The sequence below is a fragment of the Lysinibacillus sp. NPDC096212 genome (genome assembly GCF_044763105.1).
Classification (GTDB): Bacteria; Bacillota; Bacilli; order Bacillales_A; family Planococcaceae; genus Lysinibacillus.
Window position 1 is genome coordinate 97,414 of record NZ_JBIWFQ010000012.1, and the last position, 15,050, is coordinate 112,463.

A 15,050-nucleotide genomic window follows, 5' to 3' on the forward strand; every position below is an offset into this window, starting at 1 on the left:
CCTGCTCGGGTATCTTTGAAAACTGATCAGGTAGAGAATAAAACTGCTCGGGTATCTTTGAAAACTGATCAGGTAGAGAATAAAACTGCTCGGGTATCCCTGCAAACTGATCAGGTAGGGAATAAAACTGCTCGGGTATCGCTGAAAACTGATCAGGTAGAGAATAGAGCTGCTCAGGTATCCCCGAAAACTGATCAGGTAGAGAATAGAACTGCTCGGGTACGGGTGAAAATCGCTCATATGCAACAAAATCACACAAAAAACAACAGCCGATATGAGCGTATCAGCTGCTGTTTTGTAAGTGTAAGAGATTTAATTAAGGGTTCATCAAAATATGATGAGGGTTGTCATTATTAGTACGTGTGGGGCACGTATATGACTACTTCACAGAATAGGCAAATGCTTATAGGTGGTTACAGTTTTCACAAGTGTTGCTGTAGCATTCACTTTGTTCTTCAATTTTTTCACCGCATTCTGTGCATTGCTTTGCAGGTAGGTTCTTGAAAAATTCAACTACATTTTCTAACATTGTGGACTCCTCCTTTAAGTTCATCTGTACTATTACTGTTTTGATATTCCCTAGTGTATTATAACAGAAGCGTTTCGTCAACACAAAATGCCTAATTTACGATAAAATAAATATGGATATTTTGTGAAGGAGGAAACGTAATTTATGATATTCGTTGATAATAAAGGGATTCATGATCCACGCATTAACCTTGCCATTGAGGAGTATTTATTAAAAACGATGGATGTTGAGAAGGAGCCAGTGCTACTTTTTTACATTAATCAGCCTTCAATCATCATTGGTAAAAATCAAAATACTATCGAAGAGATTAATACAGATTATGTAGAGGATAATGGCATTATCGTTGTGCGACGTCTTTCTGGTGGGGGCGCGGTGTATCATGATTTAGGGAATCTTAACTACAGTTTTATCACTAAAGACGATGGCGATAGTTTTATGAATTATAAAAAATTCACTCAGCCTGTTGTAGATGCACTTGCAAAAATGGGCGTTCATGCTGAGCTTTCAGGCCGCAACGACATTTTAGCGGAAGGACGTAAAGTTTCTGGGAATGCACAGTTTTCTACAAAGGGCCGTATGTTTAGCCACGGTACTTTAATGTTTGATACAGAAATTGATGCTGTTGTATCCGCATTGAAGGTGAAGAAAGATAAAATTGAATCAAAGGGCATTAAATCGATTCGTTCACGAGTAGCTAATATTTCAGAGTTCTTAAAGGACAAGATGACAGTCGAAGAATTCCGCCTAGAAATTTTAAAATCCATTTTCGGTGGTGAAGAAAATATTCGCTATTATGAGTTAACGGAGGAAGATTGGGCAAATATCCATAAGCTATCTGCTGAGCGTTATCAAACATGGGAATGGAACTATGGGAAATCACCACGCTTTAACATTCAAAAAACACATCGTTTCCCATCAGGAGGCATTGATATTCGCTTAGAGGTGAATCACGGAATTATTGAAGAAGCGCATATTTTTGGTGATTTCTTCGGCGTGGGCGACATGGCTGATGTTGAACAACGATTAGTTGGGACAAACTATGATCGAACTGCAATTGCTGAGGCGTTAACAAATATTGATATTCCAACATACTTTGGTGGAATTACGACAGAAGAGTTTTTACAATTAATTTATTAAGAAAAGCTTGTGTAGAAATTGGCACATGTCCTTATTGAGGATTTTAAGTTGATCTTCATTCTGGCTAGGCGACATAATAAAGTAAAAGGGTTCACACACAGTTTTGTGTATGAATCCTTTTTTTGTTCTTTGGAAGGTGGAAGTCGGTAAAAATTAAAAGTTGGGTGATAAAACGAGAAAGTTAGTCGATAAAATTCAAAAGTTGGGCGATAAAACGTAAAAGTGTTCCGATAAACAAAGTTGGATGACATTTTGTTAAAACGCATGTCATGCGGATAAGTTGATTGGTATGGAAGCCCGGTAACTCCTTGGATAACGCCTTCGTGACCAACATCGTGCCACTACGCTTTCGTGCAAAAAACATCTGTCGACCCGAGACCTGCAACGAAGCAGATGTTTTCTGTGCGAAAGCGAAGCAACAGGAACAAAAAAGCAGCTCATCGGACACCCTAGGAAAGCGCCTAGCCGGAACGGAAATCAGCCCCCACGTTATGGTGATACCCCTTATTAAGGCAGAGGCATTTTGAGACAAATATTTCTAGCTAATAATTCGTGTTAACTTTTGCTACAAAAGGTTCGCTGACAGTTATGTCATCGAACCTTTTTTTGATACAATATAAGATAGAAAGGAGTGTTGGTATGGAGAAGCATCGAATATTTATTGTCGAAGATGATGTAAAGATTGCGTCATTGCTCGCAGAAACGCTTAGAAAATATCAATACGAAGTTGAAACGATCAAAGAATTTGATCATCTCGTTGAAGAATTTACAGCATTTAATCCACATATGGTGTTGCTTGATATAAATTTACCTTCGTACGATGGCTACTATTGGTGTCGCCAGCTACGTCAACATACAACTTGTCCAATTATTTTCATTTCCGCTCGTTCTGGCGAAATGGATCAAATTTTTGCGCTAGAAAATGGGGGCGACGATTTCATAACGAAGCCATTTAATTATGAAATTGTACTGGCTAAAATCCGTAGTCACTTGCGTCGTACATATGGTGAATATGCGGCAAGACAAGAGGAGCGGACGATTAAACAAGGACAGCTTATTCTTCATTTAGAAAGAATGGAGCTTCATAAAAATGATTTAGAGATTCCACTTCAGAAAAAAGAATGTATCATTTTAGAATTGTTAATGGGGAATGCTCCAAAAGTAGTGACACGTGAGCAACTGTTAGAAGAGCTTTGGGACGATCAGGCATTTGTTGATGAGAATACGCTGAACGTCAATATGACACGAGTGCGGAAAAAGTTGGCTGATTATCATATTGCGTCTTCTATTGAAACGGTACGCGGAGCAGGCTATCGCTTTATTTTAAATGCAGGTGAGTTATAGTGGGCTGGAAATTATTTTTGCGTGATTACGCATCGTTCATTGTATTCCAGATCATATTAGTCGGCTTCATCATGGTCTTATATTGGTTGGACGGCTTTCGAAATGTTGACACTGCTATTTATTCCTTCTGTATTAGTTTAGTGTTGTTAGCCTCGTTTTTACTTATCCGTTATTTAATGCGCCAACGTTATTTATTAAAAATATCACAGCTTCCTAAAACAATGGAGGATGTGTTACAAAAAAATGCTAAAACACCTGAGGCGATGAAGGCTGAGCAATATATGCATGAACTATATCGACTATATAAGCATGAGCTTCAAGCATTATATGTAGGCCAAAAACGACATGATCAGTTTATTAATCAATGGGTGCATCAGATGAAAACGCCAATTTCTGTTATTGAGCTTTTATTGCAGGATGAACGTCCTCTTGATAAAAAGAATGTGCAGGAGGAAATTGACCGCTTACGAAGAGGCTTGGATATGGTGTTGGTGAATGCTCGATTAGAAAATTTTGAAGAGGATATGCAAGTAGAACAGGTTGCTTTAAAAACGATTGTGACTGCAACTGTAAATGAAAATAAACGTTTATTTATTACAAAGCGTGTTTTCCCAGAAATTCATATTGAGGATGACATCATCGTAGCAAGTGATTCAAAGTGGCTGCGCTTTATTCTCGGGCAATTCGTAACGAATGCGGTTAAATATACGTTTGAATCAAATAAGAAAATAGTCATTTCCGCCATTAAAAAGAATGACTACGTACAATTAGCCATTCGTGATGAAGGTATCGGTATTCCAACTTCCGATCTTTCTCGTGTCACTAAAGCCTTCTTTACTGGTGAGAATGGGCGTAAAACTGGGGAATCCACAGGAATGGGCTTATATTTAGCAAAAGAAATCTGTGAAAAACTCGGTCACGAATTAAACATTACATCAGAGGTAGGAAAAGGAACAATTGTTACAGTGACATTTACGAATTAGGGGGATCAGAAATGACAGAAGTATGTTTGGATGAATGGGTTTTACATGTAGAGACAGAAAAAACAGAGGCATTATACGAATCGAAAAACGATGATTGTGATTGTTTATCCTGTAAAAATTTTCGTAAAGCTAGTCTTTTGGTTAATGAAGAAGTAATGCATTTTTCGAATAAGCTTGGGCTAGACTTACATAAACCAACTTTACTTAACGCTTTTCCTGTAGAAGGTGAACAAGTGATGTACAGTGGGCATTATACGATTTGTGGAGAAATCATTGAAGGCGAAATGGATGCCTGGGATGTAATTGTTGGGTCGCATTGCTTTAGTCTAGTGGAGGAGGATGGTAATCAGTCAGCTGAATCATTAACAGAGCCGCATTTTCAAATTGGCTTTGAGGTAGTATTACAATGGCTTTTACCAGAATCCATGGAATTAAATAAGAAATAAGGTGAACAAGGTATGCCTATTTTACAAATAAAAGACGTAACGAAGGTGTATGAAGGCAAAGTAACTCATCGTGCGTTAAATCAACTGAGTTTTGATGTGGAGGAAGGCGAGTTTTTAGCAGTCATGGGTCCATCAGGAAGTGGAAAAACAACATTATTGAATATCATTTCTACGATTGATGAACCAACGAGTGGAGAAATCATTTTAGATGGCATGAATCCTCATATGCTGAAAGCAACCGAGCTAGCCTACTTTAGAAGAAGACAGCTCGGTTTTATTTTCCAGGATTTTAATCTGTTGCATATGCTGACAGTGGAAGAGAATATTGTGCTACCACTTACATTAGATCAACAACCATTAGAAGTAATGGAGGAGCGTCTTGCAAGTATTGTGGAAAAGCTCGATTTAACTTCGTTCTTGCATAAACGCCCAAATGAAATATCAGGTGGACAAGCACAAAGAACTGCCATTGGGCGGGCACTTATTCATAATCCAAGTCTCATTTTAGCAGATGAGCCAACAGGGAATTTGGATTCGAATTCTTCGCGTGATGTACTTGAACTTTTAACAAAAATTAATCAGGAAAAACGAACAACGATTGTAATGGTAACACATGATCCTATTGCAGCTAGTTACTGCGATCGTGTGCTATTTATTAAAGATGGTGAATTTTTCAATGAAATTTACAAAGATGACCGTCGTCAAATGTTTTTCCAACGAATATTAAATGTTTTGAGCTTACTAGGAGGAGGACAAGTAGGTGACCTTTCGACAATTCGCTTACCGTAATGTCGTACGGAACAGCCGTATATACGGTGCCTTTTTCATGGCAAGCTTTTTTTCTGTTGCTGTGTTTTTCATCTATTCAATGCTCATGTTTCATCCGGATATTGAACAAGGGATTCTAGGAGAAGCATCGTTAATTGGGATGGTAGGTGCGGAAACCGTACTCGTCCTGTTTACCTTATTCTTTTTATATTATTCGATGAGTGCTTTTTTAGAGGCTAGATCACATGAGTTTGCAATTTTATTACATTTAGGAATGGAAAAACGCCAGATGAATAAGCTTGTCTTTTTGGAGACAATGATTATTGGATCGGGCTCTATTTTTGTGGGGATTATATTTGGTTTCTCATTTTCGAAATTCTTTTTCATGATTGTTCGAGAAATTTTACATTTAGATAGTTTACCCTTATATGTTTCATGGCAGCCATTTTTACTAACGATTGGTGTCTTCACAAGTGCTTTTGTAGTCATTTCCTTTATTAGTGTGTATTTTACACGTGAAAGAAAATTGCGCGATCTCCTTAAGGGAAATGACTATTTAAACAGTGTTTCAACCTATTCAAAAATTCGTGCAGTATTTGGTATTACCCTTATCTTATCAGCATATGTACTAACGTTTATCGTATCGAATACATCTTGGATTGGTTTAACAGTAGTAATCCCGTTTTTAGCGACCTTTGGAACATATTATTTTTTCAGTGATTCTTTACCTTGCTTTTTAGATAAAGCACGGGACAAACGTAAATTTCACTGGCAACGTTATCGCCTTCTTTCGTTAGCTGAGCAAACGCATATTATGATGGACAATGTGAAAATGTTTTTTGTAGTAACGATGGTGTCAACAATGGCCTTTTTATCGGTCGGTGTATTAGCGACGATGTCTTCCTATACGATTCAATATGATCGTTTAAATCCATTAGGGCTTGTCTATAAGGGAGATGTTGACAATCCATATGAGCGAAATCATATCTCCTCTTTACGGATTCAATTAGAGGAGAAGGGTTTGTCCTATCATTTATCGCGCTTTGTTGTCATCAAGCAAACATCTTCATATACCCACAATGAAGTTGAAGTTTTTAGGGAATCGGATATGAATGTATTGCTTTCTTCTTATAGTTACCCATTACTTGATTTGGCTTCAGGAGAGGCAGTGTTTATACCATACTCGGAAGATTCTCTAAAAAAACTAAAAGATAAAGTTGTGCATACAGTATTAGAGGAAAACTCTATCCCGATAACAATTGATAGCGTATATCCTAAAATAGTATTCCCAGGGTCTATTGTTAGTGTGAATTCTATAGTAATTAGCGATGAGGATTTTAGTAAGCTTAGAAAGCCGATTGCTGATAAAGATGTTGCACAGCCAATCTATCATCTATTTACCTTCTATATCCCTCAGTGGATGGAAACGAAAGATATCGGCAAAGACATAGAAGAGTTAAAAGGATCTCAATATTTTTCTAAGAAGAATAGATTTAGCCCATTTTTCTTTGTAAATGCAGGGTTAGATTATTCTTATGTATTAGCTACTTACTCTTTATTCACATTAGTAGGGGTCTTAGTAGCAACTGTATTTTTATTAGCAGCAGGTAGCTTCGTTTACTTTAAACTGCATACTTCTCTTGAAAGAGAAAAGCGTAAATTCGATGTCTTAAAGCGCATGGGCTTAACAGATACAGAGCTCAAAAAGCTTGTAAATCGACATTTATTCCCACAATTTTTCTTGCCATGGGGTGTTGCAATGATGCATAGCGCCTTTGCTTTTCTTATGGTTCAAGGGATCTTAAAGGATATTGCTAATATTTCCATTGTCAAAGAAGTTGTCTTTGCTTTTGGGTTTTTTGTTTTAATACAAGTAGTCTATTTTTATTTGATTCGTTGGCGATACATCTCGCATATTCGTTCGTAATCAAAATGTGCGATGGAGAAAAAAATGAATTATTTGACGTAATTTACGACATGAAATAAAAAGTTTCGTTGTCTTTTAGATGTGTTTCTTATATAATATTACTGAATAATGATTCATTTTATCTCTATTCAGTAGAAGACTTCCACCTCAGGGTTGGTGAGATGGATTCGGGTGTGATTCCTTTTTAAGGGATGTCCATGCATCTACTGAATGAAGATAAAGCCTCCGGCGGATGTCACGGATTTTCAAAGGAATGCTTAAAGGATGTTAGCCTAAAACCTTCGTATCCTGCGAAAACGGCTAACTGACCTGCATCGGTAATAACGCCACGTCCTGTGGCATTACCGAAATGACCGACATCGTGTCGGCCCTCGTGCAGGCCTAGGCACAATTCAAAATCCTGACCTCAATTACGCCAAGGCGAAATTGATACGATAAGGGGATGGTGTAATTGAATTTAGTTTCAAGCGTTCGTCAACAAGCATTAGAGCAACCGGATAAAATTGCGTATCATTTTATGGGGAAAGATACGACGTACGGTGAGTTTGAACACACGGTTGGTCGTTTTGCAAAGGGGTTACAAGATTTAGGGGTAGAAAAAGGGGACCATGTGGCGTTTTTACTCGGCAATACACCACATTATTTAATTGCGTTATATGCAACAATGCGTTTAGGGGCAACGGCAATTCCTGTTAATCCAATCTATACACCGGATGAAATTTCATATATTTTGCATAATGGTGATGTAAAAGCTGTAATTGCACTTGATGCACTTCTTCCATTAGTAGAAATGGGTGTACATGCTTTTCCAAAAGTAAAAACATTTGTTGTTTGTGAAACAACAGCAGATGTTGCTGAAAAAGTAGCGACTTTATCCGAAGAAGCAAAGGCAAAAATTCATTTATTTTCACAAGTAATTGCTAGTGCATCGGACTCTTTCCAACCAGTAGAAGTAGCTGACGATGATAATGCAATTATTTTATATACTTCAGGAACGACAGGTACTCCAAAGGGTGCAATGCTGACTCATAAAAATATCTATTCAAATGCACGAGATGTAGCACATTATTTAGGCTATAAAGCAGATGATCGTATTATTGCTACGTTACCAGTTTTCCATGTATTTGCGTTAACTGTCGTAGCCAATGCGCCTTTATTGAGTGGAGCAACGGTTTTACTTGTACCACGTTTTAGTCCAACTGAAATCTTTAAATTAACGAAGGAACAAAAGGCAACAGTCTTTGCTGGTGTGCCAACTATGTATAACTTCTTGTATCAATTACCTGAAAGCAACCCTGAAGATTTCTCAACAATACGTTTAGCAATTTCAGGTGGCGCGTCTTTACCGGTAGCACTATTACATAATTTCGAGAAGAAATTTAATGTGCGTGTTTCAGAGGGCTTTGGCTTATCGGAAGCTTCACCAGTAACTTGCTTTAATCCATTGGATCGTGAGCGTAAGGCAGGTTCTATTGGGACATCCATTTCCAATGTTGAAAATAGGGTGGTGGATGTTAATGGTCAGGAAGTGCCCGTTGGAGAAGTAGGGGAGCTAATTGTACGAGGGCCAAATGTTATGAAGGGCTATTATAAATTACCTGAAGAAACAGCGATGGCTATACGTGATGGCTGGTTATACACTGGAGACTTAGCTAGAGTTGACGAAGAAGGATACTTCTACATCGTTGACCGTAAAAAAGATATGATTATTGTAGGCGGATTTAACGTCTATCCAAGAGAGGTTGAAGAAGTACTATTTGCGCATAATAATATCGTTGAAGCGGCAGTTGTAGGTTACCCTGATCCTAACCTAGGTGAAGCAGTTCATGCATATGTTGTTTTAAAAGATGCAGATGCAACTTCAACAGAAGATCTTCTCGCATACTGTGCAAAGCATATGGTGAAATACAAGGTTCCTAAAGTAATTGAGATTTTGGATGAATTACCGAAAAATACGACAGGAAAAATTTTGCGTCGTACATTAAAAGAAAAAGTATAAGAAACAGTAGCTACTATTGAAAAATAGTAGCTTTTTTTATCCCGCATAAATGAACAGTCAGATTCCCATTTCAAGATTTAAGAGAGGGGGTGGGAGATCAATTGCCCCTAAAGTTCAATTAAAATCTCACATTCTATGAAAACGTTTGTGTGATAACACTCACTATTGAAGCTTTTCACTTTGGCCAATATTACAGCAATGTAAAAAAGCATGGCAACTTATTTAAATAAGTTGAGTGTGTATGTCTGTAAGTGATAAAATCAAACTTGTGAAATCTACATACTTTATAAAGGCTTGTCATATAGTGAGGGAGAAGTAACACTATAGACAGTAAACAAGAATGGAACCCTTTGGTGTCTAGCTACGTCAAAGCCTTTAGAAAATTTAATTGAAAGAGAGCATACGGAAAAATGATAGAACTCATCAAGGAGTTAATTAGTTTTATTATGCATATTGATGTGCATTTAGAGGAAATCATTCATAAGTTTGGTAATTTGAGTTATTTTGTTCTATTTGCAATTGTTTTTGTTGAAACAGGTGTCGTAATTTTCCCATTCCTGCCAGGTGATTCATTGCTTTTTGCAAGTGGTACATTAGCAGCAGCAATGGGCGCATTTAATATGTGGATATTAATTCCTGTGTTTTTAGCGGCTGCAATTTTAGGGGATACGATGAACTATCATATTGGTCATAAAGTAGGGACATCCATTCCACCAAAGAGCTTCCTTGGTAGAGTCGTAAAAAAAGAACGTATGGAAGCGGCAGAAAAGTTCTTTAATAAACACGGTGGAAAAACGATTGTCATCGCGCGTTTTATGCCTTTCATCCGTACATTCATACCATTTGTTGCAGGGGCTAGTAAAATGAAGTATGGCTACTTCATTATGTATAATGTTTTAGGTGCAGTTTTATGGGTACTCAGCTGTACATTACTAGGTTATTTCTTTGGTAATATTCCGATTATTAAAGATAACTTCTCAACGGTTCTTATATTAATTATCTTGATTTCAGTTGTACCAGCTGTTATTGGTGCTATTAAATCAAAAACTAGTAGAAAATAAAAAAGGACAGTCTAAAAGTGATAAAAAATCACTGAGGACTGTCCTTGTTTTTTTGCTATCTAAAAAAGACCTTGGGAATCTTCCAAAACTGTACTTCTTGGAATGTCGATAACGACGACATTTGAATAGGAATAGTTCATTGCGTGTTCACGTTCTATCTCACGATTCATATCTAAAATACCTAATGTTGCATTTATACGAAAATAACTTACTTGTTGTCTAGAAAGAGATTCAATAAATAATTGGTTTTCCGCCACGTATACGTTAGGTAACGGTACTTCGTCATCAAGATCAATACCTTCTATAATGACAGGGAATTGATAATAGGTAACAAGAGCTTTTCCAGATTCGATGTTGTCATTATAACGCACTCGAATATTAATGTTTGAACCACTGTCACCTTCATTTATAACAACAGGTAATGTATCTCCTTCATATCTTAGCTCCCACGTTTTCTTTTTGTACTCCTCTGTTAAATAAGAAGAATCGTCTTCTTGATCGTACTTTTGTATTTGATCTAATTTTTTCTCAAGTTGTTTAATTTCAGAAGGAGAAAGTATTGGTATTTTTGATTCTGAAAAAAAGCTAATATAAAGGAAGGCAGTAAGTCCAAGTACGATATAGCTAGTAATGCCAATTATAATACGCTTAGGGGTCCAAATATTTTTAACTTTTTTCATTAATTTACTCAGTATTAGAAAAATAGCAATTACAAGTAGTATTGTAGTAAAAAAGAATAGTGTAGTCGCCGTCATTTGCGAGTCACCTCCGATTTATCAGCAATCCAAATAGTGAGGCTAAAGCATAGTAGAGCCATAAGCAAATTAAGAACACTAATCATAAGATTGGATAACATTATTAATGACCTAAGATTTATAGACTGTGGTGACATAAAAAATAATATAAAGCCAAGCAGCATAAAAGTAGATACAAATATTTTGAACACTGCTGGCCCCTTGAAGCTGGTACCTAATAGTAGGCCGATTGCGCCAAATAAACAGAGGCTACTGAAACATAGTAGTAATATTGATGGTGAAATAAATAGATTTTCTATTACAAAAGATTTTTTTTCCACTAATAAAACTCCGAATACTTGTAAATAGTAAGTCGAAATCATAATGATGACCGCAATAAAACTGTAAATAATCATGACAAATATATTGGCTATGGCACTAGATGTTCGACTAGAAATAACGGATAAGTCATCAATACGATACGCTTTTGTCGTAAAGAGAAGTGCTACAATAAATGCCCAAATTGCTGTAACAATAAGAAAGATATCGAGTGAGTAAATAGAGAACTGAACATATAAATTTCCTCCTCCATGACCAGAAGACCCACTCCCTGAGCTAGATGTTAAAATTCCAATAATGATTTGTACAATAACTAAGGAACTAAGGGCAGAAATATATAATTTTGCTTTCCATTTCACCTGTTTTTTTACAATGGTTTTCAGTGAAAGATTAGTCAAAGATTGCATCAATATCACTTCCTTTTTTACTTGTTAAATACTTGCACACGTCACTTGCAGTAAGGGATGATACCGTAATGCCTTTTGCTCGAAGTATTTCTTCTGAGACAAATAGTTTACTAGCATCTACTATTGCTGTGGTCATCCCTGTCACAATTTTTTGTGCGTAAACTTCTGTTTCGGACAGCAGATCCGCAAGTGCATCACTTGGTCCGCTAAGAGATATAAGCTGTTCCTTAAATTCATCCAATGGCGCGTGGGCAATGACTGAGCCTTCATCTATCAATAAAATTTCTTCTAAAATAGATTCCATCTCTTGCAAATGGTGACTAGTTATTAAAAATGTTCGTGGAAAGGCTAGGTATTCCTTTAGAATCGCCCTGTAAAAATCTGTACGAATCACTTCATCCATGCCATTCATCGGTTCGTCTAAAATTGTCAGTGCACAGCGGCTAACTAATCCGTAAACAAGGTTAAAGGTTGCTAATTGACCCTTAGATAATTGCTGATGCTTTGCTGAGAGATCTATACCTGCATAATCGAGCATGCGATAAGCTAATTCATTTTGCCAATTAGGATAAAAATCAGCCCCCATCTTTAGAATATCTTCGAGCGATAAGTAATCAGAGAAACTTAAACGATCATCGATAAAAATCATATTGGCAGCAGTTCGAATATTATTAAAGGGATTTTCATTAAACACTTTGCATGATCCAGTTGTAGGCTTTATATAGCCTGCAAAAATATTAAGTAATGTTGACTTACCAGCACCGTTACGACCAATAATACCGATAATTTTCTCTGCATCAATAGCGCAGGTTACGCGCTGTAGTGCATGACGACGTCCAAAGCTTTTAGATAACGCCTCACATTGAATAATATTCATTCCAATCCCTCCTGTGTTTTTCTTATAAGTACTAGCAATTCTTCATCAGATACATGTAAACGTTTTGCCTCTAATACGATCTCTTGTGCCATTTTCGTCAATATTTCATTTCGACGTTTCAATAAAATTCGTTCCTTTGCATCCGTAGCGACAAACATACCTAACCCCCGTTTTTTATATATAAGTTGCTCTTCAAGCAAAATTGTCAGCCCTTTACCAGCTGTAGCAGGATTTATATTAAATAATTCAGCTAGTTGGTATTGTGAATAGACCTTCGCGTCTGTCTGTAATCGATCGGCGATGATTTCGTGCTGTAGCCATTCGGCAATTTGAATATAAATCGGTGTTGTACCATCTAGATGAATGTGCATCGAAAAACCTCCATTCATTCCTATGTAACATAGTGCATTAGTGTTGTAATGTACTGTATATTTAAAATTGGAAAATGTCAATATGAAATGAAATTTTTTACAAAAATATTTGAAAAGGATTAAATGAAATTGAAATAGATTTCTCTGGAAAAGGAATAAATGAAATATGAGTAGTTTGGTGTTTTAGCTAATGATTTTTAGGGGCTAGTCACCGAAAGTTGGGGTTAAAGAGCATCGGTGTACGGCGGGGTTACTCCTTGGGATAGCGTCATAAAAGTGATAAATCAATGTCTTGTATAGAATGTTAGTGAATGTTAGGCGACTTTTAGACAGTTATTTGAATGGTAAGCAGAGAGTAATGAAAGGTGCTATAATATTAATTACTAGATTATGGAGAAATGGGGGGGGCGATGAAATGGAAGTATTTATCGGAAGACAGCCTATTTTTAACCTTCATGAACAAGTCGTTGCGTATGAATTATTATATCGTAGCAAAAACGTGAATGCTTTTCCGATAGTCGATTCAGATGCTGCAACAATCGATGTACTAGTAAACTCATTTCTTTCAATTGGCATTGAAGAGGTAACAAAAGGTAAACCTAGTTTTGTTAATTTTACAGAAAACTTACTTATGAGTCCCATACATGAATATTTAAATCCATCGCAAGTTGTTATTGAGATTTTAGAAGATGTCCCTATTACAACTCAGTTAGTCGAGAGAGTCATTGAGCTGAAATCGTATGGGTTCAAAATAGCATTAGATGATTTTATTTTGGATGATGAAGTACAAGTTTATGATGAGTTATTTCCTTATATCGATTTTATAAAAGTTGATTTTTTATTATCACCATTACTAGAGCGCATGGAAATTGAAAATAAAGTGAAAGAAAATTTCCCTCACATAAAACTGCTAGCTGAGAAGGTCGAGACACGAAATCAATTTGAAGTGGCAAAGCATTCTGGCTATGAATTATTTCAAGGCTATTTTTTTGAACAACCTCAAATAATTACAGCTACAGATATACCTGCTAATACTATTCAATATTTATATATTATTACGCTATTAAAAGAAGAGGAACCTAATATACAATTATTAGCTGATAACATCGAACGTGATATTTCGTTAACGTATAAATTATTGCAAATGGTTAATAACTCAGAGCTGCGGTCTAAATCCAAGGTTCGTTCGATAAAACAAGCAATTATATTACTCGGCGTTTCAAATTTACGAAAGTGGATTTATTTATTGGCAATGCGAGAAATTGACAGAAATGCTGAGAGTGATCTTTTTAAAGAAGTCATGCGAACTTCTTTATTTAGAGCAAAAGTATGTGAGAAATTAGCCAAGCTATCCTATAAGAAAAACTTCTCTGAATATTTTTTAGTCGGGATGTTTTCGTTGATAGACACTTTGTTGCAAAGACCGCTGAATGCTATTTTACAGCAGCTACCTTTTTCAGAAGAAATAATAGAAACGCTTTTAGGTAATCAAACTGAAATGACACCTTATCTGGAATTCAGTATCGCGTTAGGTAAGTTAGACTGGTCTACTTTAGAAAAATTAGCTCCTCAGCTCAATATGAATTTTACAAATATTGATCTTTTATACAATGAAGCAATGGAGTGGGCAGAAAAATCTTTATAAATCAAGGATTTGCTCTTATTTTCAATGTCCTATAGTGGAATTTGCAGTTAAGTATATATTTTAGTGAAAAGTAAAAAATAAGCTATCTTAAAATTCTTTTTTAAGGTAGCTTATTTTTTTATGTTTTATACATTATTGGGCTCATCATTTATAGTAGTGGATGACATTGTTAAAACTTATGCCATGTGTATAGTTGATTGGAGTGGAGACTGGGCGACTCCTTGGGGATCAGCGTCACAGATGAGACCCTGCAGCGAGCACATAGGGAAACGAAGGCTAAAAGCATCACATCCTGTGATAACGCCTTCGTGACCAACATCGTGTGGCCCAAGCGGCTCATCGTATGCCCCAGGAAGCTTTGCTCTGTGCGAAAGCGAAGCGTCAGCGACAATTGTTTTATCTGCGCGAAAGCGAAGCGTCAGCGACAAATGTTTTAACTGTGCGAAAGCGAAGCGTCAGCAACAATTGTTTTAACTGTGCGAA

15 protein-coding genes are annotated in these 15,050 nt (G+C 36.6%); 10 read left to right on the forward strand and 5 right to left on the reverse strand.

Annotation, left to right across the window (positions count from 1 at the left end):
- Positions 1 to 357, forward strand: a 357-nt coding sequence (locus ACIQ7T_RS13635) for a hypothetical protein (protein WP_402870980.1), incomplete at its 5' end; no start/stop codon positions are given.
- Positions 358 to 403: 46 nt separating this feature from the next.
- On the opposite strand, the gene yhfH is transcribed toward ACIQ7T_RS13635, so the two are convergent.
- Positions 404 to 529: a protein YhfH gene (yhfH, locus tag ACIQ7T_RS13640; RefSeq protein WP_132362068.1), complete on the reverse strand. Its 126-nt coding sequence runs from the start codon at positions 527 to 529 to the stop codon at positions 404 to 406.
- Positions 530 to 673: 144 nt separating this feature from the next.
- Here yhfH and lplA point away from each other — a divergent pair, with 144 nt between their 5' ends.
- The 8 genes from lplA (at position 674) to ACIQ7T_RS13680 (ending at position 10,194) form a co-directional block, all read left to right on the forward strand.
- Entirely contained in the window at positions 674 to 1,666 is a 993-nt protein-coding gene (lplA, locus tag ACIQ7T_RS13645; RefSeq protein ID WP_370083431.1) for a lipoate--protein ligase, read from the forward strand.
- 639 nt (positions 1,667 to 2,305) lie between these two features.
- On the forward strand, positions 2,306 to 3,010 hold the full coding sequence (locus ACIQ7T_RS13650) for a response regulator transcription factor (protein ID WP_370083430.1): 705 nt from the start codon (positions 2,306 to 2,308) through the stop codon (positions 3,008 to 3,010).
- Positions 3,010 to 3,993 carry a sensor histidine kinase gene (locus ACIQ7T_RS13655; RefSeq protein ID WP_370083429.1) on the forward strand — a complete coding sequence of 328 codons (984 nt, stop codon included), beginning with the start codon at positions 3,010 to 3,012 and terminating at the stop codon, positions 3,991 to 3,993. The genes ACIQ7T_RS13650 and ACIQ7T_RS13655 overlap by 1 nt, the downstream gene beginning before the upstream one ends.
- An 11-nt stretch (positions 3,994 to 4,004) precedes the next feature.
- Entirely contained in the window at positions 4,005 to 4,439 is a 435-nt protein-coding gene (locus ACIQ7T_RS13660) for a hypothetical protein (protein ID WP_370083428.1), read from the forward strand.
- Between the two features lie 12 nt (positions 4,440 to 4,451).
- On the forward strand, positions 4,452 to 5,228 hold the full coding sequence (locus ACIQ7T_RS13665) for an ABC transporter ATP-binding protein (protein WP_370083427.1): 777 nt from the start codon (positions 4,452 to 4,454) through the stop codon (positions 5,226 to 5,228).
- Positions 5,200 to 7,134, forward strand: coding sequence for an FtsX-like permease family protein (locus ACIQ7T_RS13670; RefSeq protein ID WP_370083426.1), 1,935 nt, complete (start codon positions 5,200 to 5,202; stop codon positions 7,132 to 7,134). Before ACIQ7T_RS13665 ends, ACIQ7T_RS13670 begins: the two co-directional genes overlap by 29 nt.
- A 451-nt stretch (positions 7,135 to 7,585) precedes the next feature.
- Positions 7,586 to 9,133 (forward strand): fatty acid--CoA ligase family protein, encoded by a 1,548-nt coding sequence (locus tag ACIQ7T_RS13675; protein ID WP_370083425.1) that lies wholly within the window; start codon positions 7,586 to 7,588, stop codon positions 9,131 to 9,133.
- 413 nt (positions 9,134 to 9,546) lie between these two features.
- A complete protein-coding gene (locus ACIQ7T_RS13680; RefSeq protein WP_370083433.1) occupies positions 9,547 to 10,194 on the forward strand; it encodes a VTT domain-containing protein in 648 nt (215 codons plus the stop codon).
- 59 nt (positions 10,195 to 10,253) lie between these two features.
- Here the strand turns inward: ACIQ7T_RS13680 and ACIQ7T_RS13685 are convergent, their stop codons facing one another.
- The 4 genes from ACIQ7T_RS13685 to ACIQ7T_RS13700 are packed head-to-tail and all read right to left on the reverse strand — an operon-like array spanning position 10,254 to position 12,922.
- On the reverse strand, positions 10,254 to 10,949 hold the full coding sequence (locus ACIQ7T_RS13685) for a hypothetical protein (protein ID WP_370083424.1): 696 nt from the start codon (positions 10,947 to 10,949) through the stop codon (positions 10,254 to 10,256).
- On the reverse strand, positions 10,946 to 11,674 hold the full coding sequence (locus tag ACIQ7T_RS13690; protein WP_370083423.1) for a hypothetical protein: 729 nt from the start codon (positions 11,672 to 11,674) through the stop codon (positions 10,946 to 10,948). The genes ACIQ7T_RS13685 and ACIQ7T_RS13690 overlap by 4 nt, the downstream gene beginning before the upstream one ends.
- Positions 11,658 to 12,551 carry an ATP-binding cassette domain-containing protein gene (locus tag ACIQ7T_RS13695; RefSeq protein ID WP_370083422.1) on the reverse strand — a complete coding sequence of 298 codons (894 nt, stop codon included), beginning with the start codon at positions 12,549 to 12,551 and terminating at the stop codon, positions 11,658 to 11,660. Before ACIQ7T_RS13695 ends, ACIQ7T_RS13690 begins: the two co-directional genes overlap by 17 nt.
- Positions 12,548 to 12,922, reverse strand: a complete 375-nt coding sequence (locus ACIQ7T_RS13700) for a GntR family transcriptional regulator (RefSeq protein ID WP_370083421.1) — start codon at positions 12,920 to 12,922, stop codon at positions 12,548 to 12,550. The genes ACIQ7T_RS13695 and ACIQ7T_RS13700 overlap by 4 nt, the downstream gene beginning before the upstream one ends.
- A 415-nt stretch (positions 12,923 to 13,337) precedes the next feature.
- On the opposite strand from ACIQ7T_RS13700, the gene ACIQ7T_RS13705 reads away from it, so the two are divergent.
- On the forward strand, positions 13,338 to 14,567 hold the full coding sequence (locus tag ACIQ7T_RS13705) for an EAL and HDOD domain-containing protein (RefSeq protein WP_370083420.1): 1,230 nt from the start codon (positions 13,338 to 13,340) through the stop codon (positions 14,565 to 14,567).
- Positions 14,568 to 15,050: the final 483 nt, after the last annotated feature.